At 43.0% G+C, this 22,838-nt stretch carries 19 protein-coding genes; 9 read left to right on the top strand and 10 right to left on the bottom strand.

What is annotated here, in order from left to right:
- Position 1: 1 nt before the first annotated feature.
- The 3 genes from MTO98_RS31165 to MTO98_RS31155 are packed head-to-tail and all read left to right on the top strand — an operon-like array spanning position 2 to position 3,630.
- On the top strand, positions 2–1,114 hold the full coding sequence (locus MTO98_RS31165) for a glycoside hydrolase family 43 protein (protein ID WP_243483207.1): 1,113 nt from the start codon (positions 2–4) through the stop codon (positions 1,112–1,114).
- 11 nt (positions 1,115–1,125) lie between these two features.
- Positions 1,126–1,962 (top strand): alpha/beta hydrolase, encoded by an 837-nt coding sequence (locus MTO98_RS31160; RefSeq protein WP_243483205.1) that lies wholly within the window; start codon positions 1,126–1,128, stop codon positions 1,960–1,962.
- 39 nt (positions 1,963–2,001) lie between these two features.
- Positions 2,002–3,630, top strand: a complete 1,629-nt coding sequence (locus MTO98_RS31155) for a DUF5597 domain-containing protein (protein ID WP_243483204.1) — start codon at positions 2,002–2,004, stop codon at positions 3,628–3,630.
- Positions 3,631–3,709: 79 nt separating this feature from the next.
- Here MTO98_RS31155 and MTO98_RS31150 read toward each other — a convergent pair whose 3' ends face one another.
- Positions 3,710–4,144, bottom strand: a complete 435-nt coding sequence (locus MTO98_RS31150) for a carboxymuconolactone decarboxylase family protein (RefSeq protein ID WP_243483201.1) — start codon at positions 4,142–4,144, stop codon at positions 3,710–3,712.
- Between the two features lie 84 nt (positions 4,145–4,228).
- Positions 4,229–5,692, bottom strand: a complete 1,464-nt coding sequence (locus MTO98_RS31145) for a PLP-dependent aminotransferase family protein (protein ID WP_243483199.1) — start codon at positions 5,690–5,692, stop codon at positions 4,229–4,231.
- A gap of 76 nt (positions 5,693–5,768) precedes the next feature.
- Here MTO98_RS31145 and MTO98_RS31140 point away from each other — a divergent pair, with 76 nt between their 5' ends.
- Together MTO98_RS31140 and MTO98_RS31135 are read left to right on the top strand one after the other, a co-directional pair.
- On the top strand, positions 5,769–6,410 hold the full coding sequence (locus MTO98_RS31140; RefSeq protein ID WP_243483197.1) for an FMN-dependent NADH-azoreductase: 642 nt from the start codon (positions 5,769–5,771) through the stop codon (positions 6,408–6,410).
- A gap of 1 nt (position 6,411) precedes the next feature.
- Positions 6,412–7,308, top strand: coding sequence for a DMT family transporter (locus tag MTO98_RS31135; RefSeq protein ID WP_243483195.1), 897 nt, complete (start codon positions 6,412–6,414; stop codon positions 7,306–7,308).
- Between the two features lie 155 nt (positions 7,309–7,463).
- On the opposite strand, the gene MTO98_RS31130 is transcribed toward MTO98_RS31135, so the two are convergent.
- Both MTO98_RS31130 and MTO98_RS31125 read right to left on the bottom strand, forming a co-directional pair.
- Entirely contained in the window at positions 7,464–8,981 is a 1,518-nt protein-coding gene (locus MTO98_RS31130; RefSeq protein WP_243483192.1) for a cryptochrome/photolyase family protein, read from the bottom strand.
- 166 nt (positions 8,982–9,147) lie between these two features.
- Positions 9,148–10,329, bottom strand: a complete 1,182-nt coding sequence (locus MTO98_RS31125; RefSeq protein WP_243483190.1) for an alginate lyase family protein — start codon at positions 10,327–10,329, stop codon at positions 9,148–9,150.
- Positions 10,330–10,919: 590 nt separating this feature from the next.
- Here MTO98_RS31125 and MTO98_RS31120 point away from each other — a divergent pair.
- Together MTO98_RS31120 and MTO98_RS31115 are read left to right on the top strand one after the other, a co-directional pair.
- Complete coding sequence (locus tag MTO98_RS31120) at positions 10,920–11,288, top strand: BlaI/MecI/CopY family transcriptional regulator (RefSeq protein ID WP_243483188.1); 369 nt, start codon at positions 10,920–10,922, stop codon at positions 11,286–11,288.
- The gene (locus tag MTO98_RS31115) at positions 11,285–13,471 is read left to right on the top strand and encodes a M56 family metallopeptidase (RefSeq protein ID WP_243483186.1); all 2,187 of its coding nucleotides are present in this window, start codon (positions 11,285–11,287) and stop codon (positions 13,469–13,471) included. Before MTO98_RS31120 ends, MTO98_RS31115 begins: the two co-directional genes overlap by 4 nt.
- 90 nt (positions 13,472–13,561) lie before the next feature.
- Here MTO98_RS31115 and MTO98_RS34525 read toward each other — a convergent pair whose 3' ends face one another.
- Positions 13,562–13,759: a gliding motility-associated C-terminal domain-containing protein gene (locus tag MTO98_RS34525; RefSeq protein ID WP_371825439.1), complete on the bottom strand. Its 198-nt coding sequence runs from the start codon at positions 13,757–13,759 to the stop codon at positions 13,562–13,564.
- A 165-nt stretch (positions 13,760–13,924) separates the two neighbouring features.
- Positions 13,925–14,113 (bottom strand): hypothetical protein, encoded by a 189-nt coding sequence (locus tag MTO98_RS31110; protein ID WP_243483184.1) that lies wholly within the window; start codon positions 14,111–14,113, stop codon positions 13,925–13,927.
- Between the two features lie 1,252 nt (positions 14,114–15,365).
- Between MTO98_RS31110 and MTO98_RS31105 the strand changes: the two genes are divergently transcribed.
- Positions 15,366–16,109: an SDR family oxidoreductase gene (locus MTO98_RS31105; RefSeq protein ID WP_243483182.1), complete on the top strand. Its 744-nt coding sequence runs from the start codon at positions 15,366–15,368 to the stop codon at positions 16,107–16,109.
- Between the two features lie 49 nt (positions 16,110–16,158).
- On the opposite strand, the gene MTO98_RS31100 is transcribed toward MTO98_RS31105, so the two are convergent.
- Both MTO98_RS31100 and MTO98_RS31095 read right to left on the bottom strand, forming a co-directional pair.
- Positions 16,159–17,634 carry a PLP-dependent aminotransferase family protein gene (locus tag MTO98_RS31100; protein WP_243483180.1) on the bottom strand — a complete coding sequence of 492 codons (1,476 nt, stop codon included), beginning with the start codon at positions 17,632–17,634 and terminating at the stop codon, positions 16,159–16,161.
- A gap of 178 nt (positions 17,635–17,812) precedes the next feature.
- A complete protein-coding gene (locus MTO98_RS31095) occupies positions 17,813–18,874 on the bottom strand; it encodes an alpha/beta hydrolase (protein WP_114941212.1) in 1,062 nt (353 codons plus the stop codon).
- A 433-nt stretch (positions 18,875–19,307) separates the two neighbouring features.
- Between MTO98_RS31095 and MTO98_RS31090 the strand changes: the two genes are divergently transcribed.
- Positions 19,308–20,168 carry an RNA polymerase sigma factor RpoD/SigA gene (locus tag MTO98_RS31090; protein WP_243483178.1) on the top strand — a complete coding sequence of 287 codons (861 nt, stop codon included), beginning with the start codon at positions 19,308–19,310 and terminating at the stop codon, positions 20,166–20,168.
- A 372-nt stretch (positions 20,169–20,540) separates the two neighbouring features.
- Here MTO98_RS31090 and MTO98_RS31085 read toward each other — a convergent pair whose 3' ends face one another.
- On the bottom strand, positions 20,541–21,344 hold the full coding sequence (locus tag MTO98_RS31085) for an AraC family transcriptional regulator (RefSeq protein ID WP_243483175.1): 804 nt from the start codon (positions 21,342–21,344) through the stop codon (positions 20,541–20,543).
- Positions 21,345–21,374: 30 nt separating this feature from the next.
- A complete protein-coding gene (locus MTO98_RS31080; RefSeq protein WP_243483174.1) occupies positions 21,375–22,793 on the bottom strand; it encodes an aldehyde dehydrogenase family protein in 1,419 nt (472 codons plus the stop codon).
- Between the last annotated feature and the right edge of the window lie 45 nt (positions 22,794–22,838).

Here is a 22,838-nt window from a genome sequence, read left to right as displayed (position 1 = left end):
AATGACCAAGCAGTTTACCACAGCAAAATTAGTCCTCACGCTTTTTGCACCCTTGTGCATTTTGAGTGCATGTAATTCGTCAGCTAAGAAAACAGCCGATGCTGCCGACAGCACAAAAGCAGATACCGGGAAGAAAGTAAAATACCTTTCTGAGCCGTTGATTAGTTCTATTTATACGGCCGATCCTTCAGCCCATGTATTCAACGGTAAAATTTATATCTATCCCTCGCATGATATCAACGCCGGGATCCCCGAAAATGACAACGGCGACCATTTTGCCATGAAGGATTATCACATCCTGTCGATGGATAGCATTGGCGGTAAGGTTACGGATAATGGTGTGGCACTTAATATTAAGGATATCCCATGGGCGGGCCGGCAGCTTTGGGCTCCGGATGCAGCGTTTAAAGACGGTACTTATTACCTGTATTTCCCGGTGAAAGACAAGAAAGATGTGTTCCATATCGGCGTAGCAACTTCTGCCAGTCCGGTTGGCCCATTCAAGGCCGAACCTGAGCCAATAGCAGGCAGTTACAGTATCGACCCTGCTGTATTTACTGATAGCGATGGTAAAACCTATATGTATTTCGGCGGGATCTGGGGTGGTCAGCTTCAGCGCTGGATGACCGGGAAATATGAAGCCGATGGTTCAAAAACCGACTCGAAACAGGAAGATGCCCCGGCCATAAGCTGTAAGGTAGCCCTGCTTAAACCGAATATGAAAACTTTTGATGGTGCAGTAAAAGACGCCGTTATTGTAGATAGCCTGGGCAAACCGTTATTGACCAAAGATCATGACCGCCGCTTTTTTGAGGGCTCATGGATGCATAAATACAACGGTAAATATTACTTCACCTATTCAACCGGCGATACCCATTTGCTTTGCTATGCGATAGGCAGCAGCCCGCTGGGGCCATTCACTTATAAAGGCGTGTTTATGAAACCGGTACAGGGTTGGACAACCCACCATTCCATCATTGAGATAAAAGGCAAATGGTACATATTTTATCATGACACCCAATTATCGGGCAAAACACACCTGCGCAACGTGAAGGTAACCGAACTACAGCATAATGCCGATGGTTCTATCAAGCTGATCGATCCGTTTTTGTAAACCTCACCGATATGAAAATCCTTAAAATTTTAACCCTGGTACTGCTGTGCTTTAACTTGCCGGGTATGCCTGGTTTCGCCCAGCAGGCCAAGTTAGTGACTATCCCCCACTCCGAGCACCGGCAAATGCACTCTAAGCTGGCGGGGAATGACTATGATATTTATATTCATTACCCGGCGGGGTATGATACCGCCAAACGGAAATTTCCGGTATTGTACGTGGTTGATGGTGATAATGACTTTTCACCATCGCTTGAGTATTTAGGACTATTAATGGCCGAATATCATATCCCCGAACCCATATTGGTAGCTATTGGCGATGGTGGCCTGATTGGTACCCCCGGTAACAAACGCAACCGGGATTTTACACCAGTTGTAAACCCAAATGCGGCCGAAAGCGGCGGAGCACCGGTATTCCTTGATTTTATTGAAAAGGAATTGATCCCATCGGTAGATGCAAGCTTAAAATCCGATCCCACAAACCGTACGCTGTATGGATATTCGATGGGGGGCTTGTTTGCAACTTATACCTTGTTTACAAAGCCAACACTATTTAAAAATATCCTGATAGGCAGCCCGGCATTGGGTTATGCTAACGGAGCGGTATTTGCAACTGAAAAGCAATACGCTGCCAAACATAAAAACCTGCCCGTAAATGTTTTTATGGAAGTAGGCGCGTTGGAAACACCAGGCCAGGTTGAACCTAACAAACAACTGACGGCGTTATTGGATAGCCGGCATTATGAAAACCTTGTTTTTAAGCATATCATTATTGACGATGTTACCCATTTATCGGGCAAGCCTGTTACCATGCTGAAAGCTTTGGCGTGGGCATATGCGCATAAGTAACAGTAAGGTTTCTTCTTATATCAGCGTAATCAAAATAAAATGAAGCCACGCCTATTAATATTTGTTTTGTGCTGTTTGATCACCTTTAAACTTAAGGCACAAACTACAGTACAAGCAATACCTCATATCCAATATTACGGCAGTAATGCCGAGCTGTTGGTGGATGGGGCTCCGTATTTAATAACAGGCGGCGAACTCGGAAACTCAAGTGCCTCAAGCATGGCATACATGAACCCGATTTGGCCCAAGCTGCAAAAAATGCACCTGAATACGGTGATAGCGCCGGTTTATTGGGAGTTACTGGAACCGCAGGAGGGCAGGTTTAATTTTACACTAATTGATGACCTGGTAAAAAGTGCCCGGCAGTATCACATGAAACTGGTGCTGCTTTGGTTTGGCACCTGGAAAAATAGCATGAGCTGTTATGCTCCGGGTTGGGTTAAAACTGATCAAAAGCGTTTTCCGCGTGTGGCAAACAGTACGGGTGGGCCTGAAGAGATCATTACACCGTTCTCCAAAGATGCTTCGTTGGCCGATATCAAAGCATTTAGTTCGTTAATGCGGCATGTTAAAGAAACTGATAGCAAGTTTCACACCGTGATAATGGTACAGGTTGAAAACGAAATAGGGATGTTGCCCGATGCCCGTGATCATTCAACGCTGGCGGGCGAAGCTTTCAATCAGCCGGTTCCTGCAAAGCTTATTTCTTATTTAAGTTCACACAAAGCCGGGCTTGTGCCCGAGATGCAAAAAATATGGCAGGAGGGTGGAAATAAAACTTCAGGCAACTGGGAAGCAGTTTTTGGTAAAAGCCTGGCTACCGACGAACTGTTTATGGCCTGGTATTTTGCCGAATATGCCAACGCTGTGGCTAAAGCAGGCAAGGCCATTTACCCGCTCCCAATGTATGTGAACGCTGCCCTTAATGCCCCGGGCAAAAAGCCCGGGCAATATCCTTCTGCGGGCCCGCTGCCGCATTTAATTGATATCTGGAAAGCCGCAGCGCCGGATCTTGACCTGCTATCTCCCGATTTTTATAACCCTAACTTTAAGTACTGGAATGACCACTATACCCGGCCGGATAATGCATTGTTTATCCCCGAGCATCGTTTTGAGGATGGGGTGGATGCTAAGGCTCTTTATGCCATTGGCCATTACAAGGCGCTCGGCTTTTCTCCTTTTTCTATCGAAACAGATAATAAAACGGCAGGCGAACCACTTAGCCAATCATACAAGATCATTCAGCAGTTATCGGGAGAGATCAGCAAGGCAAAACGCAAGGGAACTATGGAGGGCGTGTTGTTAAGTAAGGATGCGGATACGGTACGCCTGCAACTGGGTGATTATGTCCTGACGGTTGCGCACGATTTAACCTTGGGCTGGTCGCCAAAAGCTAAGGACGCAAACTGGCCGTTAACAGGTGGTATTATCATCGCTTTAACTAACAATGAGTTTTATGTAGGCGGAACAGGTTTGGTCATCAGCTTTAAACCAATCAAAGATGGGGAGCGTGCAGGTATCTTACAGGTAGACGAAGGTGTATTTGTTGACGGAAAATGGCAGCCCGGACGCCGTTTAAATGGCGATGAAGATCACCAGGGAAGACATTTGCGGATCCCTGCGGGCGAATATGGGATACAGCGGATCAAGCTTTATAATTATAAATGATTTCCGGTAGCACTAAAAAGTGGAAGATGTTTAAAAAACATTTTCCACTTAAGGCGACGCTTTGCTTTATCTGCTAAAACTATGCAGGTATCAGATTGGTGGTAATCCCAATCCTGTTCCATGCATTAATAGTAATAATTGCCAGGATCACCTGTGCCAGGTAGGTTTCTTCCAGTACTTTGGCCGCCTGTTGATAGGTTTCGTCTTTTACATGGTTACTGATCAAAGTAACTTCTTCTGTCAATGCCAATATCGCCCGTTCTTCTTCCGAAAAGAATGGCGTATCCCGCCAGGCATTAAGGGCATAAATGCGTTGTTCTGTTTCACCTGCTTTGCGGGCATCTTTAGTGTGCATGTCAATGCAAAAAGCGCATCCGTTTATTTGTGAGGCCCTGATTTTGATGAGGTCTTTATGTTTTTTTGAGAGAGGGGTGCTTTCAATAAATCCTTCCAGACCAAGAATAGCTTTGTATCCGGCGGGTGATACTTTGTCGATTTTAATTCGTGTTTCCATTTTTAAAAATATTTGACACAAAATTAGGGCTACGATACAGGCGGTAATTATACCAGCTTTGAAATAAAGGGTGGCCCAGCAATGTTAATTAAGTACTTTTTTGAGGATACTAAGCGCTTCAACCATCTCATTTTCATTAAGTGATGCAAAGCCCATCCTGGTTCCGTTAACAGCAAAAGATTCGTTTCTGTAAAAACTTGCGTCATCTATCTGAAGCCTCTTCTTTGCAGCATCTTCTACCAGTTTAACTAAATTAACCTGTTCGCTAAAATTAGTCCACACGGCAAGTCCCCCCTCTGGAACGTTGAATGTGATGTGCTCACTAAAATCTGATTGCAGGATCTGGCAAAGCAAGTTTCTGCGCTGTCTGTAAATTTTTAGCGATTTTCGGAAATACCTGTCCATCTCCCCATTGTTAAAAAGCACGGCAAAGGCCTCTTCCAGCACGGTGTCGCCCTGTTTGTCTATAAGTTCTCTGAACGCGGCAGCTGCATCAACAAATGCCGAAGGCCCTGTCATAAAGCCGATGCGCAGGGCGGGGGCAAATGTTTTGGTAACGGAGCCTATATAAATTACATTTTGATTATGGTCGATACTGGCCAGTGGCAGGTAGGGCTTGTTGTTATAGTGGAAATCAAAATCGTAATCATCTTCTATAATAGCAAAACGATATTCCTTTGCCAGTTTTAACAATTTTAGCCTGCGCTCCGTGCTCATGGTTACCGTTGTTGGGTAGTGATGATGCGGAATGATGTATACTGCCTTGATTTTGGTATGTTGTAAAACTGTTTCGAGGTGATCAATGTCCATCCCGTTACCATCAACAGGGATCCGTACCAAATTAGCGCCGGCATACTTGAAAGTATCATCTGCCAAAACGTAATTTGACAGCCCGACAGCAACGTTATCCGAAGGATTGAGCAATAACTGCGCAGCTAAATAGATCCCCATCTGGCTGCCCTTTGTGATAATTATATTTTCGACAGGGACAGTTAGCCCCCTGGTGTGGGATAGATAGTTGCAAATGGCTGCACGAAGATTTTCTGATCCTTTAGAGCTTCCGTATTTCAAAAAGGTTTTCCCATGTAGTCTCCTTGAAAGGCTCCGGTATTCCCGCATCAGCAAATCTATTGGTGCCAGCCTTACATCCGGGAAGCCACCGTCAATAGTGAGCATCATTTTTTCGGGCCCTTTGGTGATCCAAGCATTTTCAAATCTGTTAGTCCAGATGAAAGCTTCCTGACTGGGTTTGTGCTTGCCGTGCTCAGGAACAACGGGTTTGGAAAGTACAGGTAATTTTGAAAGTACAAAAACACCTTTACGTTCAATTGATTCGGCCCAGCCCTGGCTAACCAGTTCTTCGTAAGCCAGCTTTACCGTGTTCCTGTTAATACCAATAAGTTGTGCAAGTACGCGGGAACCCGGTAAAATATCGGCAGGCTGCAATGTGCCATTGGTAATTAACGATATAAACATATTGCATACCTGGATATGTAACGATACAGAGGCGTTTCGATCAACCTGCATCAGCGATTTGTATGGTAACATCTGGGCTGTAGTTTTTATGTAAACTGGTATGTAAATATAATCCAGGTGCCCGGTACTTTTGTATAAAATTAGTAAAATGAAAAAAGTATTGGTTATTAATGCAAGTGCAAGGACAGCTAAATCACAAAGCCGGAAACTTGCCGAAGCATTTGTTGATCACTGGAAAAGTATTGAAACAAACCCGGTTATCAGATATCGCGAATTGGGTGCCGAAGATGTGCCGCACATTAATGAAAACTGGATTGCTGCTGCTTTTAAACCCGAAAAGGAAAGATCGGAGGCAGAAAAGGAAGCGCTAAAGATAAGTGACATTTATATTTCGGAATTGCTGGAAGCCGACATTATTGTAGTTGCTTCGCCAATGTATAACTGGTCGGTACCGAGTGCATTAAAGGCCTATATTGACCAGGTTGTGCGGGTGAATGAAACATTTGAGTTTAATAAGGCTGATATTGAGAACCCGTATATAGGATTGCTTAAAAATAAAACGGTATTCCTTTTACTTTCGCGGGGTGCACCAGGATACGAAAAGGGAGACTATAACGAACATCTTAACTTTCAGAGCACTTATTTAAAAACGGTATTTAATATCATAGGTGTGAGCAATATTCACGTAGTTACAATTAACGGAATCAACTACGCACCTGAGAAACTTCAAACTACTGTAGAAACATCGTACCAGGAGCTAAAAGATTTGATAGGCCTGGAGTTGGTGTAAGATGAAAAACAGCGTATTGAAAGGAAGTGCTTTTATTGCACTTGGGGCCTGTAGTTACGGGATGCTGGCAACTTTTGTGAAACTGGCGTATCGCGAAGGTTTTAGTTTGGCAGAAGTAACAGTTTCACAATTTGGCCTGGGCTTTTTAGGACTACTGATTTTAACACTATTCCGTAAGCAGAAACCGGCAACCGCAGCAAAAACACCGGGTACTAAAGGGATAATGAGGTTAATAATGGCTGGTATCTCTTTGGGGCTAACCAGTGTTTTTTTCTATCAGGCGGTTCAATATGTTCCGGTTAGTATTGGGATTGTTTTGTTAATGCAAACGGTGTGGATAAGTATGGTGCTGGAAGCGATACTGCATAAAAAATTACCCGGACTGCGTAAAATAATGTCGGTTTTTGTTATCCTAGGCGGCACCATTCTGGCTACAGGCATGTTTGAGCAATCGGCCGGTATCAACTGGGTAGGATTGGGCTGGGGTGTTATGGCCGCCCTTTCATACACTGCAAGTATGTACTCGTCAAACAATGTTGAACTCGGTTTTCCGCCGTTAAAGCGAAGCCTGTATATGATTACGGGGGGCTTGATAATAATTATCCTTGTTTTTCATTCATCGTTAAACAGCGAATTTTCATGTAAGATATTTATGCGCTGGGGCCTTTTCTTATCCCTGTTCGGAACTATCATTCCGCCGCTGTTGTTTACCAGAGGTATGCCGCTTACCGGTATGGGTTTAGGCGCAATCATCGCATCTATGGAGATACCGGTATCTATAATAATGGCAAGTATACTGCTAAAGGAGTATGTTGGATGGCTGCAGTGGCTGGGGGTTGTATTTATTTTGCTTGCTGTGGTATTGATGAATGTGGGGAAGAAAATGCAGGTTCATTAAAAATGTATTCGAAGAAAGATCATACCTTTTTTCGAATACATTTTATGCTGTTTTACAAATTCTTTTGGCCCTTTTTAGTTTTTAGGGTAGGGGGTATAGTTATCGTATTTGCTTTAATCGGTAATAGGTTTAAATCCATTTAAACAGTTAAAAATTTATAAACAGTTGGCATCTTCATCAAGCTGCCTAAGAAATTGTTCGGCGTTGTTTAAATGTGTTCTTTGTTTTTCCGGGGGCATTTTATCAAAAGTTTTCACAAGCATACTCAAACGAGGGTTTTGCAGAAAAAAGTTGCGGTGCACATGCATAAAGCGCCAGAACAAGCCATCCCAGGTATCCTGCCAGTCGCCTTTTTTCCAATCGCCCATTTTCAACAGGTAGTTGCTGCCGCTTATGTAAGGCTTGGTCATCATTAGGCCCCCATCGGCAAATTGGGTCATGCCGTAGGTATTGGGCACCATCACCCAATCATAGGCATCTACATACATTTCCATAAACCACAGGTATACATCATCGGGGTGAAATTCACATAGTAAAAAGAAATTGCCCATCACCATCAGGCGTTCAATATGGTGTGTATATCCGGTGGCCAACACCTTTTTGATCACCACATCAACCGGGTGGATACCTGTATTACCCTTCCAAAACGAATGAGGAATGCGGCGGTTGAAGCCCCAGTAATTTTTGGTGCGCTGCCTCGTTCCTTCGCGCTCATAAACCACATGGATAAATTCGCGCCAGCCCATCACCTGCCTTATAAATCCTTCTAAAGAGTTTAAGGGAATGTCTGTGCCGGCAGCCATATCCAGGGCTTTATCAATGATTTGTTGAGGGTTAAGCAGGCCGATGTTGAGCATAGGGGTTAACACTGAATGATTTAAAAAACTTTCATTGGCTACCATAGCATCTTCGTAGATACCGAAATCCCGAAAGCGATGCTGCAAAAAATCATCCAGCCAGCGTTCTGCTTCCTCATGAGTACTTGGATAAAAACCACCGAGGTTGCCAAAAGGAGATTTGGTGCTGCCATAATTATTGGGGAAATGTGTATCTACATAAAGCCGGGCTTCTTTCAAATATTCGTTTTCCGGAGGGGCGTTCAATAGAGGGATCAATCCATTTTTGGGGAATTTGTGCCGGTTATCACTGTCATAAGTCCATTTTCCACCTATGGGCCGCCCGTCTGGTTCAAGCAAAATATTTCGTTGCCGGCGCTGGTGTATGTAAAAATCGGTTTGAAAATAGGCTTTCTTTTTGTCGAAAAAATCAGCGGCATCTTCAGGGCTATTCAAAAAATTGGGGCTTGGGTATTTGATAGGCCGGACATTATTTTTAAGGCAGGCTTTATTTAGCCTGCTTTCCAGCCAATTATCGGCAGTATCGGTGTAATGAATATTTTTTATGCCTTTTTCAGCCAATGAGGTAATTAACCGGCCAACATCTGCAAGCGGATCTTGAGCGTCAATATATTTCACCACGGTATGCTGCCCGGAAAGATGATGTTCATAAAACTTCATCGACGCACGGTGCAAGACCAGTTTTTTCTTGTTGAAATTGTATTGGTTGAAAAATAGGGTTTCCTCTACCAGGTAAACCTGTCGCAATTGGTTTAACAGGGTATTGTGCTTGAACAACTGGTGCGGAAATATAAGTGACACACTGTTTTGATCCATGTAATGAATAATAAATGCATTGTTAAATATGTTTCACATTGCTATTATTCATTTTTTAGATGCCTTTTTATCCTTTCATTACTTCTTGTTTTCATTCATATATAACAGCCACCCGGTGATGAATGACCGGGGTGGCTGTTATATATTTTTATTAATATGTGTTTTGTTAAAAAGTAGTAGGTACGTTATAATGGGTGTAGTTTGTCCAGCAAAGGAAACCTATATCGCCATTGGGCAGGCCATTGCTGTCGCACACATAGTGGCTGGCAATATAGCTGGTTTCTGCAGTACCGTAATGACGGTTAGCCACTTCTATGCCCGGCCAGATAGGATTATTGACATTTCCGTTAGGCGAACATGGCGGCGACACGGTGCCATGCATCAGCTTGTATTGATAATTGAACCCGGTTAAAAGCCGGCTGCTGCTTGCCGAGTAAATAGATAGATCACCCTGAATGCCGGCAATGTTAGCTGCATAACTTAAACCCGTAAGTGAATACTGATAGTGTACATAATCATTATGTGAACCGCAAACTTCACCGTTCATCGAGCCGTCTGAAGCAATTACATTAGGCAGTACGGTTTTTACAGCGGTGATGCCGTTTTGATACACAGCCTGGCTATCTTCAAATATGCCGATAGCCATTTTTGCGTAACCTGCAGATACGTTCCAGTTATTGTTAAAATTGGGTACGTTATTGATGTAATTATCTTTCATGTTATTCAGAAAGCTTACAAACTGTGTGTTTTCGGCTGTGGTCCAGCCGCCGCCCACACCGCTGGCCGGGATGTAATATTTGATAATTTCGGCAGCGGCAGCAAAAGTGGGTGCAGCCCATGATGCCTCAAGCGAAGCCTGGTTAGGCTGTGAACCTGTTACGCTGAAATTTTGAAAATGACTGGCCCAGCCATCAAGAATTTGTTTTACCGTAGTTGCGTATGATGCAGTGCCGGTTTTTGCCCAGCGCAACGCCAGGGCGTAGCTCAGCAAGGCGTCGCCTTTAAAAGCAATTTCATCGGGAGTGGTAACGCCGCCTGCAACCTGTACAGTGGCTTTGTATGCACCGCTGGGACTATGGTTGTTGCAGTAGTTGAGCACAAACTGGTAAGTAGCCAATCGGTTGGCGTCGTTTGAGTTTGCTTGCTGGCCTGCATAATCAAGCGTTTGCTGCGTGTTAAGGATACCGGGGTGGATAAAGCCGGTAGCCTGGGTTTTTAATGCAGGCGAAGCCGGGTTATTGGCCGCCGCCGGTGTTACTTGTTTTTTGGTGCAATAAGTGAAAAACAGGGCTGTAAACAGTGCCAGGCCCAATAGGGTTGCAAAGGTAGTTTTTGGTTTGTTGTTCATAAATTGATTTTTAGTTTACAATTGTTATGACCGGCGTAGCTTATAAAACAGGCAGTTTGGGAATTACCGGGGCGTACTTTTGCCTCGTATTAGGTTTTTGCCGTTGTTGAAAAAGGTGCCGATAATTGGTTTGACAAAACAAAATTATTGTAAACTATTGATTAAAAGCAAGATGAGTTGGTGCCGATACGCTTTATCCGCAATTGCACTTTGCGATTAGGGAGACTGCTTTAGTGGCAAAAAAAATTATTTTTTTTTGCCTGATACGGTCTATCCTCGTAATAAGAGATGAATTGAGGGGTAATTGGAGGGCAGTTTGCAGAGATTATGGAAGACAAACGCCCGCCGATTTTTTAATCGCAGGCTTTTGAAAGCTCAATATCACAGGTTTTTTCTATGTTTTTTTAGTACTAACTAATACCGAAACTAAATACATAAATCATTAACATCAACGTGGTAAACATGTGGCTTTGCGGATACAGGCTCTAATATACAGACTTGACCAAAGCTGTTTTTATTTAAAACTGAAAAAATAGTTATATAACTGAAAAATAAGTTGTAAAACTGAAAATTAAGTTTTAGATTTGGTTATGGAAGAATTAACCAAGACTGAAGAGCGTGTGATGCAAGTGATTTGGAAGTTGAAAACAGCTTTCGTAAAAGACATTATTGATGCTTTGCCCGATGACCCGAAACCGCCTTACAATACTATATCGTCTGTTGTGCGGCTGCTGGAAAAAAAAGGTTATGTAGGCTATAAAGCCTATGGTAAAACCTACGAATACTTTGCGCTGATATCGAAACCTGAATACCGGAAGGTATCATTCAAAAAAATGCTGGCGGGATACTTTGATGATTCGGCAACAAGCCTGCTGTCATTTATGGCTAAAGAAGAAAAGCTTAGCGCCGACGATATTAAGACAATTCAAGACATTATCGATAAAAACCAACAATCATGAGCATGCTAATGTATTTGCTGCAGGTATCGGCCTGTACTGCCGTGTTTTATCTGTTTTACTTTGTGTGTTTGCGTAAACTTACCTTTTTTGGACTTAACCGCTGGTACCTGCTGCTAACACCAGTTGCGAGCTTCGGGATCCCTCTCATTACCATTCCGGTTAGTTCGGTGCCTCAACTGGTAGTTCAGCAACCTGTTATTTACCAGTATTATATGAAGCAACCGCAGCAAATACAGGCTACCATTAATGCGGTTAGCGATGTTGCTCCGTTTAACTGGGCAGGGTTGCTGGCCAATACTTATTATATAATCGCAATAGCCTTTTTTATACACTTATTAATCACGCTTCTGGTTTTTTGGCGGCGTACCAGGGGCCGCCAACTCCTGCAAATGGGCAATATCAAAGTAATAAAAAGCAGTAAGCGCACCACCAATAGCTCATTTGGCAACATTGTTTTTTTGAACGATGATGAGCTTAAGCCCGAAGAGGTAAAGCAGGTGTTAGCTCACGAAGTACTGCACATCAGACTGTTGCATTCGGTTGATAGGTTGATAGCCCGCTTTGTACAAGTAGTACTTTGGTTTAACCCGTTTGTATATTGTTATATACGCTCTATTGAAGAAAATCACGAGTTTGAGGTTGACCGTATTGCCGCCCGGGATGCCGATAAGGGTATTTATGCCAACCTGATGCTTCGCCTATCAATATCCGGAAACCACCTGCTTTATAACAGCTTTAGTAAAGCGCCGCTTAAAAAACGTATTACCATGTTATTTAACCAACCCTCTTCTAATATGAAAAAGATCATTTATTTGCTGATACTGCCGCTGGCAGTAGTAAGCTGCCTGGCTTTTGCAAACATAAAAGGCAAAACTGATGAAAAAAACAAACGCATAAGCGCTGTTGGCGATCTTAGCAAGCTCGGCAAACACCCGCTTGTTATTATTGATGGGAAGGAGTATAAGGACGATATTCTTTATACGATTAGCGGCAGGTGCCTTTCATCATCAAGTATCCTCAGTTCCGGTGCCAGCAAGTATGGTGCAAAAGCTAAAGACGGCGTGGTAAGCATTCTTACCAAAAGGCAGGTTATTTTGACAATGACGCCGGTTGAAAAAGAAAACCTGATAAAGAAGGCGGCTATCCCGGCGGGAAAGTTTTACTCAAGACTACGATTAAAAAATGAGGATGGCAGTGAGTACGATGAAGTGTTTTTTCAGATGCCGGGCGGCGGAAGCATGAGTTCGCAGCTTGCCATTGATGAAAAGCCAGCCCTGGTAAGCGGTAAAAAGATCTATACCGAAGCTGATGCTGATAAGCTTGAGCAAATGGTCAAAGACCAAAAGCTAACTGTTTTTAGCGCGGGTTCTATCGATGCCGGCCCCAAGGCAGATATTGGTGTTGACCTGTCGGGTTACAAACACTATTTCTTATTTACAAGCGATACCATTAAATATCGTCAAAAAATAAAGCGCACACCACAGCAGGAAATTGCCTTTGAAAAGGAACACAAGAAATATGAGGATTTTAAAAAAACAGATGAGTATAAACAGAAGTTTGAGCAAACCGGGCGTGTGCTGGGCAAAGACCTGCCATTTAAAGTAGTTGGCTTTGGTACATTTGGCCTTACCGGAAATAAAAGTTGCATCCAGCTTGAAAATGATGGCTATACATTTTTAATGCGCACCAGTTACGGCCAGGAAAAACAACTGCAAAATAAATTCAAGATAGGCGATGTGTTGAACATTAAAGTTTTTACAGCGGCGATGGGCCAGGGAGAGCCCATTCAAATACAGCCGGCAACTGTGGTTTTTAACGGTGAAAAAATATTTCAGCTTGTTGAAGCTGATCAGATACCTACGCAACCGTTTTTATATGAAGCCAACAGAGTGCGCTTTGCCGATGGACAGATTACTTCGATAACAAAATATCCAAATGGGAAATGGAAAAGTGCGGTTGTGGAGGTAGTGAACGGGTATCATATCAAATTTAATATTAAACCCAATGCGCCTGATTTTAAAGGTATTGAGTATGGCGATCATGTAAGGTTCCGGTTTATAGGTGAAAAACGGACTGGTGCTAAAGAATATATTGTTAACGACTGGATAACGTTGACAACAGATATGAAGGATTACGGCATCAAAAATCCCGAACTGTTTTCGAAGTTCTACGAAAAGGTTTAATTGAGGTGTTAAATAGAAGAAGCCGTTTCATAAGCAATGATGAGGCGGCTTCTTCCGTTTAACGATTCATCAGCGATATGCTGTATACAACTACCGAATAATGGTCACATACCCCGAAAGCCTTGCCTTGGAGTCGTCGTTCAGGTTTACGATGTAATAATAGGTGCCGAAGGGTAATGGCTGGTTGTTATAAGTACCATCCCATGCCTGGCTGTAACCACGTGAATGATATAAATGCTGGCCATACCTGTTATAGATCTCTACTGCGCAGCCGGGATAATATTGCAGATCTTTAATAACCCACAGATCATTAATGCCGTCACCATTGGGTGTAAAAGTATTACCGGTAAACTGGCGACGAACCGGCGAAATTAACCGGAGCCGTTAAATTACCGGCAGCAACTGTTTGATCAGTAATAGCGTTAACCATTGGCAACGTTTTCACTGTAGCATTTACCAGTACGCCGGTGCCGTAGCCGTAATAACAGATGATAGGCCGCTTCCGGTAACAACAATTTGTTGCAGGTTGGGATTTGCTGAGGCAGAGCCTGCACAGCCGGTAATGGTGCCGGTGGCGGCAGCAGCTGTTATAATTTGTGCATGTGATACCAGTGAGTTTAAACAAAAAGGCAGATAAAACACACTGCCAGTAACTTATTGTGCATAGTTTAGGGTAACATTATTAGCCCCCGAAGATACTTGTTTCGTTTTACTGCCGGATAATAAAAATAAAAAGCCTGCAAATTATTAATTGCAGGCTTTTGAAAAATTCTTTATCAAAATCAGCGGAGAGGGAGGGTTCAGAACCTGTCTCTGTATTCCTTTGATCTTCAGTCAATTATTAGTTTTTCGAAAATTGACTCACCGCGTGACTCACCAGTTTTTTCTTGTCTGAAAATGGGGACGCAAATCTTACGCAAAGATAAGATGTAGGTACTAATCATATTCTAAAATTTGAATTATTTATCGAAAATATATCTGGAGGAATCATCCCTTTTGGAGATCGCAAGAGCTGATCATGGTTGTGCTTCCAAATTTCTAATTGTGTCTTCAGGGATTTCCCGGAGTCTTCGCTTGGGGTAGTTAAGTGGGTTTTAATAAGTGCCCGAAACTGGACATTCCGGAGTCATTGATCACCCTTTCACGGATTAGCAAACAGCTAATTCCGTAACACTTTGATCATCGTAGTTTATTGAGTACTAATTGCGATTTTCTTAAATGCTTACACAACCTGGAGCTCCAATGCGCACGGAATGGCCTGGTTATGCCTTCCGGAATACCCACCATTAAGCCGGTTTATGCCCAGAAGAAGCTATGAAGAAGCCATGCTTTTTAAAAGCATTGCCACAATTGGCTATTTAATACCCCTATTAAAATAACCTGATATACAAACTTTATTAACTTATAAAGGTTTCGGCGTTGCACTAAAAAAAGCCCGTCTTGCAGGCGGGCTTAAGGTAGATTTAAGGCCATCTAGGGGTATTAAAATATTTGGCGGCGGCCTTATAAAGATAACTAACTAAAAGCTCCTTGTAATGATAATTTGAATGAAATTATAGCAAGAAAATGGCGTTTTTTTGAATTTCTGAAAACGAGATTCGTTTAAACTGTCGATAAGATTATTTCATGGTTGTGATTGAATTTAGGTTACTTGCCAAATAAGAGGAATAAGTTTTCATCAAAAGTAATTCCCGGCCGGCCACAGAGTACCAATTATGGTTTCCTTCTGGATGGTCATGTTTTTGAAGCTTGGATGATTACCTTCATCCACAGGATCCTTTATTTTGCTTAAATAAAGCGATCGCTATTGTAATGTTCTCATTAGACCGAAAATCTTGATCAAGGGGGAGTACATTGTGTTCGCTAATTGAGATAATAAAAAGATATAGCACTTATGAAAATTTTAGTAGTTGGAGGGACCGGACTGATTGGCAAGGACGTCAGCAGAAAATTGACTGAAGCAGGTCATGAAGTGATCATTGGATCACCCTCAAAAGGTATCGACGTTGTTTCTGGCGAGGGCCTGGAACAGGCGCTGGATGGTACGGATGTGGTTATAGACCTGTCCAATTCTTCGTCGCCGGATGATGAAACGGCATTGAATTTCTTTAGGGCCGCAGGAAAGAATCTTGCCGCGTTGGAAAAGAAAGCAGACGTTAAACACCACCTAGTACTGTCGATCGTAGGGACAGACCGCGCTACCTATATCGGATACCTCAAAGCTAAGAAAGAACAAGAAGATAACATCAAAAGTTCCGGGATCCCTTACACGATTATTCGTTCTACCCAGTTTCATGAACATATCACGACTTTAATTGCGGTTCAGGGTAACGAGACGGAAGTGAATATTTCTACCGTTGAGTACCAGCCGATCGCTGCTGCCGATGTCGTAGATCTTGTCGTAAAGCTGGCCTTGGAAAAACCTAAAAACGGAACTGTGGAGATCGCAGGTGCTGAACGTGCGTCAATGACTGATTTTGTCCAAAGATATATTACTCATAAAGGTAATAGCAAGGTTCTTATTCCGAACGATGAGGACAAATATATGTTTTTTGACATCCCAAAAGACCTGTTGGTTCCGCTTGGTGAGTTTCGGGCCGGTTCGATCCTTTTTGATGACTGGCTTAAAGCAAATTAATATGGGTCAAAATTAGCCGAAGTCAGGCCCGGTAAAGACCTGCCTTCGGTTATTTAACTTGAACAAGCGCCTGCGCGAACATGTCCATCTCCGAATCATTCAATGATGCAAATCCTACTCTCGTGCCGTTAATGGTAGTTGAGTAAGGATAAATACTGCCGTCATTCATATGAATCCCTTTAGCGTACAATCTCATCGCCAGTTCACTTACGGAATAATTATCCGGAAAGACAATCCAGACGGCCATGCCGCCCTCGGGATTGGTAAATTGTATTAGATCTCCGAGAGCCACCTTTAAAAGTTCGCAAAACCGGTTGCGCCGCTGCATGTATAACTTGACCGACTTCCGCAGATGGCGCTGCATTTCGCCGGTATTAAACAATTGCGCTACGGACTCTTCGAATAATACATCGCTACGTATCGATACCAATTGCTTAAGCCGTGTAGCTTTAATGATAAAGTCCGTGCTGCCTATGAGATAACCTAGGCGGACAGAAGGTGCTAATGTTTTAGAAATGGAGCCAACATAAAGCACATAGCCGTTGTGGTCTGCACTTGCAAGGGGCAAGGTCGGACCATTATTATAGTGAAAATCATAGTCGTAATCATCTTCGATCACAGGCAGTTGATACCTTCGGATGATAGCCAATAATTTCATCCTCCTTTCCGCACTTAGCGTCACGGTCGTCGGGTGATGGTGATGCGGAATAATATATAATAGATCCGGCCTGGACTTTCGGCAAACCTCTTCGATCTCGTCTACATCAATTCCATGTTCGTCCACCTTCACTTTGATTAATGTGGCCCCTAATTGTTCAAACAGCATATCCGCTAGGATATAATTCATATCCGCTACAATAACTGAGCTGCCAGGTTTCAATAATAGGCTGGCCGCGATATAGATCGCTAATTGAGCGCCTTGTGTGACCAGTACATGCTCACTTTTGATATTCAAAGCTCTGGTTCTTGATAAGAATTCAGCCAGTTCCATTCTTAACGACAGACTACCCGCAGCGTGGCCGGTCATTAACGGGCCGTGTAAAGCCGCTTTGTCCAATAATGTTTTATAACGATTGGCTATCGAATTAAGTGGAGCTATCCGTGGATCTGGATAACCATCATTGATCAGTAATTGAAATGGTTTGACCTCCCGGAAAGGAGGCCGGTTAAAATGATTTTTTTTTTGAAAGTTCGTTTCATCGGGAGCAGTAGAAACTGACCGGGCTTCAGTTTTGAAAGACTTTGGGGTGACGACCGGCAAATGCCCGGCAACGAACACCCCTTTTTTTCCGTTTACTTCCAGCCATCCCTGGGCTTTTAACTCATCATATGCAGCAATGATTGTAGTACGATTAAGTCCTATCATAGCAGACATCTCACGGCTGGGAGGTAGTTGATGTCCGGGTTGAATTTTGCCGTTTCTGATCAGTGTCATTAAACCATTCGCTAGCTGTCTGAACACCGGCGTATCTGAGGTTCTGTCAATCGTTAGCAGATTGCTGTAAGGTAGGGTCTGAATGGACATTAAGGTCGGTGCTGTTTACAAACTCATCAATTTAATTCTAATTTAGGCATAAAATTAAAATGAAATAGAACGATTTTCTTGAAATTCTAACCGGAAGTATTGTCTAAGTGTTTAGCGGCGGAAAAAAAGAAAGCCCGAACGCACAAGATGATTCGGGCTTTCTGGTTAAACCTGCTTTTTATTTAAAGAGATACTTCTTTAGCTCAGCAGAAGCCTGGACAAACAAAGCCTCCGTTTGTGGAATCGTAGCCAGTCCATTGAGCAGGCCGAAATCGTGTATCACGCCATTGTATCTTACTGTCGTAGCCTTAACACCAGCTTCCAGAAGTTTTCGGCCGTAAGCTTCACCCTCGTCACGAAGAATATCATTTTCTGCAGTTTGTATTAACGTAGGCGGCAACCCTCTTAACTGTTCGATACTGGCTTGCAGCGGAGATGCGTAGATTTCCTTGCGCTTTTCGGGTTGTGGGATGTACATGTCATACATCCATTTCATTAGAGGAGTTGTCAAAAAACGATCTTGGCCAAATAGCCGGTAAGATTCGGTGTCGAATCCGGCATCCACTATCGGCCACATCATAACGGCGACTTTGATCTCAGGTCCCTTCCGCTCTTTTGCCATCAGTGACATTACCGCTGTCATATTTCCCCCTACACTATTTCCAATTACTCCAATCCGTTTCCCGTCTACATGAATTTCTGCTCCATGTTCAGATACCCATTTAAGGGCTGCATAGATCTCGTTAATAGCCACCGGATACTGTGCTTCGGGGGTACGGGTATAATTAACAAAAATGCCGGCGGCACCTGATCCTACGGCGAGATCACGGACCATCCGTTTATGAGTAGGATAATCGCCCAGAACCCAACCGCCGCCATGAATAAAAATGAAGGCCGGCAAGGTTCCCTTGGCACCTGAAGGGCGAACAATATTCAATTTTATAGTAAACCCATCCGTTTTGATCGTTTTTTCAGATTCGGTTATCCCCGAATAATCAACTTTTACCCCGGCTTGAGCATCTACCAGGACTTTTTGTGCTTCTGCCGGCTTTAAGCTTTCTACCGCAGGTCCCCCATTATTAAGGGCCTTGAGAAATGTTCGTACCTCGGGGCTAAGGTGCTCATCCGTTGAATAATCCGCTACCTGAGCCTGTGTCGCGAAAGACCCCGCAATGGTCAATGCAATTAGTAAAATAGGACGTCTGGCATTTTTTAGAAGCGCGTTCGTTTTGTTTTTCATTGAATTGTAAATTAAAGGTTAAAATATACGCGATTTGATCAATGATGATGCCTGTTTGTTAATTTTCTGATAGTCAGCGTTTTGGACTTAAATTGAATTTTCTGTATCCTATCATATATCGCCAGAAATATTGGTTTTGACGAAATAGACTGTTTTGGTGCTGCCTACAAGCAGTGAAAATTGAAATGTTCGGAATTATACCAGCCGGCATGAATCTCATGATGAATAAACTCCGTCATTAGGCCTCAGAGTGTTTGATAATAAAACCGGATGGCGATGTAATTATTGGTTTTCCGACTTAAGGAACTGTTTGACCTGTATATGATAAGAAATTACTAATGATAAAAGTCAATGATATTTTGTGCTTTTTGTCAATATTGAATTTCAACCTTCGTGCTGATTTTTGTAATAATCGATCATTAATCAAACAAATATGAGACAATTGGCGATTCCAAATTCGTTTACGAAGAGGGAAAGCGACTCGCTGACCCGGTATTTCAGGGATATTGACAAAATTGCCATGATTAACATGTCAGAAGAAGTGGAATTATGCCGGCTTATTTCTATGGGTGATCCGGCTGCGGCAACCAAGCTTGTACTAGCAAACCTTCGTTTCGTTATTTCGGTAGCAAAACAGCACCAAACCAAAGGACTAACTCTCAATGACCTTATTAATGAAGGAAACCTGGGATTAATCCGTGCCGCAAAGAAATTCGACCATACCAGAGGTTTTCGCTTCGTTAGTTTTGCGGTGTGGTGGATACGGGAGGCGATGCTTAAAGCCATCGAAGATCATACACGGTTTATTCATATTCCAATGAATAAGGTTTGTCTGCTGAACCAGTATTTAAGAATCTGTTCGGAACTCGAACAAAAAGATAGTAGAAGCCCGTCTATGGAAGATGCTGCAAAAGCGCTGGGGACAGAGGTCTGGCGGTTAGAGGAACTGCTTGTCAAAACACAAGCAACCACATCGTTAGACCGGCCAGTCAATAGCGAAACGGATATGGTATTATCAGATTTAATTCATCACGAGGATGATTGCCCGGATAAATCTCTTATGGATGAATCAGTACGTTGGGAAATCTCGAAAGCATTGGAAAATCTGGATATTAGAGAACGAAAGATCATAAATCTTTATTTCGGTTTGAACGGGGAACCGCTTACCAGGCTTGACGAAATCGCGCAGGTTGTGAGACTGTCATCGAAACAGACAGGTCGAATCAAAGATCGGGCGATTCAGAAGCTGAGGGAATCGAAACACGTCCACAGGTTAAAAAGCTGCTTCATTTGAAAATGCGAAAAAATAACTTATAAGGAAAATCAATATTCGAATGCTTCCCGTGGACTCCCCTGAACATGTCCTCTCCACAATAGATATAGCCGAATTTATTAAAAAAGTTTAGCATCGCTGTGTTCTTGAAATTGGTATCGGCCCGTAAGTTGTAAATGGCATTTTTCCGTGCAAACGATCGACCTGATAAAGCAATGTCTTGGCCAGACCCCTGCCGGGAAATTATTCGGAAACCGCTACGCGATGGAATACAAAGCTTCATTACGAATCTTCTTCGGTGTTCGCTATGGCTTCATTTTTAAGTATTTAGTTTATTTTATCATCTTTGACAGAACCTGCGGCACGGGAATTTTTCAATAGGATAATTATAATTTATGTTGACTTGTGCCGCACGTGTGATGGGGATATTCCGAACTGTTTTTTGAAGGCGTATGAAAAATGTGAGAGATCCTGGAATCCAACTTCCATAAATACATCAAGCGGCTTCATTTTTTTTTCATGAATCATAAAATAAGCTTCATCCAATCTTTTCCTGACTAGCCATTTAGAAGGGGAATAGTGAAATGTTTTTTCAAAGTCACGTTTGAATGCCGAGAGGCTCCGCCCTGTTAAATATGCATATCGTGATATTTTTAGATTGTACCTGAAGTTCTGTTCCATATAGGCTTTAAGATCAATTTTGGACGGTTCAGTAAAATCAAACAGAATATTTTTTAATTCTGGTTGTACTTTTAAGAGAATAACCAAAATTTCCTCCAGCTTAAGTTTAACCAAAGAGTCATCATCGCCGCTAGGAAACGGGAAATATAGCTGAACAGAAGATATGAAAGCGCGGTAGAAACGGTGGTCTTTAAGCTTCAGAACCGGCGGCTTTTTTTGCCTGACTGGTAAAATGCTGATCTGACGCTCAGATGCAAATTCCTGAAGAAATTCTCTTGAAAACGTCAGCGTTACGGATCCGTAATCGCCGTTCACGGGGATTTTTACAAAACGTGCCAGGCTGTTCCTTATACCAAGCCTGAAGTCGCCCGCTTTAAATAATGAGGTTAAGGCCCCATCAACAACCTTTAGCGTCCCGGCCGTCTGGAACGCAAACATATGGTCGCTGATGAAGCTTTCCCCTGTTACTGATTTCGTGCTGTAATGAGCTTTGATTGCCTGTGATTTTCCATTCATGTTATAAATATTCAGTAATTCAATAAAGTATCAACTCCAGGCAATAACTTTAGGTTCGAGGTGCATTTCTATGCCATAACTCCAGCCAGTGCGCCCGATACCGGATTGTTTGAATCCCCCGAAAGGTGTCCTGGTTTCTGTATTGATAATCCCATTAATGATCACGCGGCCGGATTCAATTTGCCTTGATAGTTTTTGGGCTCTTGCAACATCTCCTGAGCTTATGTAAGCTGAAAGTCCGTAGATCGAATCATTAGCAATAGAAATTGCTTCTTCTTCAGTACGATAGCTGATCACTGATAATACCGGGCCGAAGATTTCCTCCCGTGCGATAACCATATCTGGAGTGACATTTGTGAAAACGGTGGGCTTCACGTAAAAACCATCCAGGCCATCAGGATGTCCCAGCCCTCCAATAAGTAATTTTGCTCCTTCATCGATGCCTTTTTGTATATAGGACTGTACACGGTCAAACTGCTGGGCGTTGACCATAGGACCGATTGAAGAGCTCGGATCATTTAAATGACCTGTTTTTATTCCCGCTACAGTCTGCGTCAGTAATTTTGAAACCAATTCAAGCCTGTGCGCAGGTACAATCAGGCGTGTGCCTGCATGGCAGGCCTGCCCGCTATTGCTGAACGAGATCGCTATAGCTCGGGGTATAGCGGATTCAAAATCGCAATCATCCAGAAGGATGTTTGGAGATTTTCCGCCAAGTTCTAAAATTGTCCTTTTCATGGTATCCGCAGCTATCTTGCCAATGGCTCTCCCTGTTTGTGTCGAGCCGGTAAATGAGATCATCGAGACATCCGGGTGCCTTGTTAGTGCAGAACCCACGACGGCCCCGGTTCCGTTTATGATATTTATCAGACCTGCGGGAATGTCCGCACTTATAAAGCATTCAGCCAAAAGCTGAGTCTCGATGGCATTAAATTCACTTGGTTTTATGACAATGGTGCATCCGGCAGCCAGCGCAGGTGCGATCTTGCCGCAGATGTGTATATAATCAGCGTTCCATGGTGTTATTGCAGCAACAACGCCAAGTGGTTCCTTGATGACAGCTGCTTTTTCGAAAAGTGTTTCAAATTTAATTTCTTCTAAAGCATTTTTGGCGTCGAGAAAGAACTGGGCGGCCAGTTTTGTCCTGCCCCTGGTTGCCGTTACCGGGGACCCATATTCCAGTATCGCTGCTTCACTCAATTCATCTTCCCGGTTCAGAACGGCATCGTGCAATTTCTGTAGTATTTCAGAACGCGCTTCAACAGAGCGGACCGCATGTTTTTTGAACGCTTTTTTTGCAGCCCGCACTCCAAGTTCTACATCCTGTTCGTTTCCCAGCCTAACTTCGCCGATAATTTCGGCTGTTGATGGGTTATATAAAGGCATCGTTTCACTGCCGATCGGTTGAATCAGTTTTCCGTCAACCAAAATTTGATTTACTGTTTTCATATGTTTTTTTTACAAAAATAAATCTGATTGTGCTTCGATACTTTG

The sequence above is a fragment of the Mucilaginibacter sp. SMC90 genome (assembly GCF_022811725.1).
Taxonomy (GTDB): domain Bacteria; phylum Bacteroidota; class Bacteroidia; order Sphingobacteriales; family Sphingobacteriaceae; genus Mucilaginibacter.
Note: the sequence above shows the minus strand (reverse complement) of the source record. Positions and strands in the feature narration are given on the sequence as shown.

Coding starts and splice junctions, on each gene's coding strand:
- MTO98_RS31165 (WP_243483207.1), top strand. CDS start 2: ATGACCAAGCAGTTTACCACAGCAAAATTAGTCCTCACGCTTTTTGCA.
- MTO98_RS31160 (WP_243483205.1), top strand. CDS start 1,126: ATGAAAATCCTTAAAATTTTAACCCTGGTACTGCTGTGCTTTAACTTG.
- MTO98_RS31155 (WP_243483204.1), top strand. CDS start 2,002: ATGAAGCCACGCCTATTAATATTTGTTTTGTGCTGTTTGATCACCTTT.
- MTO98_RS31150 (WP_243483201.1), bottom strand. CDS start 4,144: ATGGAAACACGAATTAAAATCGACAAAGTATCACCCGCCGGATACAAA.
- MTO98_RS31145 (WP_243483199.1), bottom strand. CDS start 5,692: ATGTTACCATACAAATCGCTGATGCAGGTTGATCGAAACGCCTCTGTA.
- MTO98_RS31140 (WP_243483197.1), top strand. CDS start 5,769: ATGAAAAAAGTATTGGTTATTAATGCAAGTGCAAGGACAGCTAAATCA.
- MTO98_RS31135 (WP_243483195.1), top strand. CDS start 6,412: ATGAAAAACAGCGTATTGAAAGGAAGTGCTTTTATTGCACTTGGGGCC.
- MTO98_RS31130 (WP_243483192.1), bottom strand. CDS start 8,981: ATGGATCAAAACAGTGTGTCACTTATATTTCCGCACCAGTTGTTCAAG.
- MTO98_RS31125 (WP_243483190.1), bottom strand. CDS start 10,329: ATGAACAACAAACCAAAAACTACCTTTGCAACCCTATTGGGCCTGGCA.
- MTO98_RS31120 (WP_243483188.1), top strand. CDS start 10,920: ATGGAAGAATTAACCAAGACTGAAGAGCGTGTGATGCAAGTGATTTGG.
- MTO98_RS31115 (WP_243483186.1), top strand. CDS start 11,285: ATGAGCATGCTAATGTATTTGCTGCAGGTATCGGCCTGTACTGCCGTG.
- MTO98_RS31105 (WP_243483182.1), top strand. CDS start 15,366: ATGAAAATTTTAGTAGTTGGAGGGACCGGACTGATTGGCAAGGACGTC.
- MTO98_RS31100 (WP_243483180.1), bottom strand. CDS start 17,634: ATGTCCATTCAGACCCTACCTTACAGCAATCTGCTAACGATTGACAGA.
- MTO98_RS31095 (WP_114941212.1), bottom strand. CDS start 18,874: ATGAAAAACAAAACGAACGCGCTTCTAAAAAATGCCAGACGTCCTATT.
- MTO98_RS31090 (WP_243483178.1), top strand. CDS start 19,308: ATGAGACAATTGGCGATTCCAAATTCGTTTACGAAGAGGGAAAGCGAC.
- MTO98_RS31085 (WP_243483175.1), bottom strand. CDS start 21,344: ATGAATGGAAAATCACAGGCAATCAAAGCTCATTACAGCACGAAATCA.
- MTO98_RS31080 (WP_243483174.1), bottom strand. CDS start 22,793: ATGAAAACAGTAAATCAAATTTTGGTTGACGGAAAACTGATTCAACCG.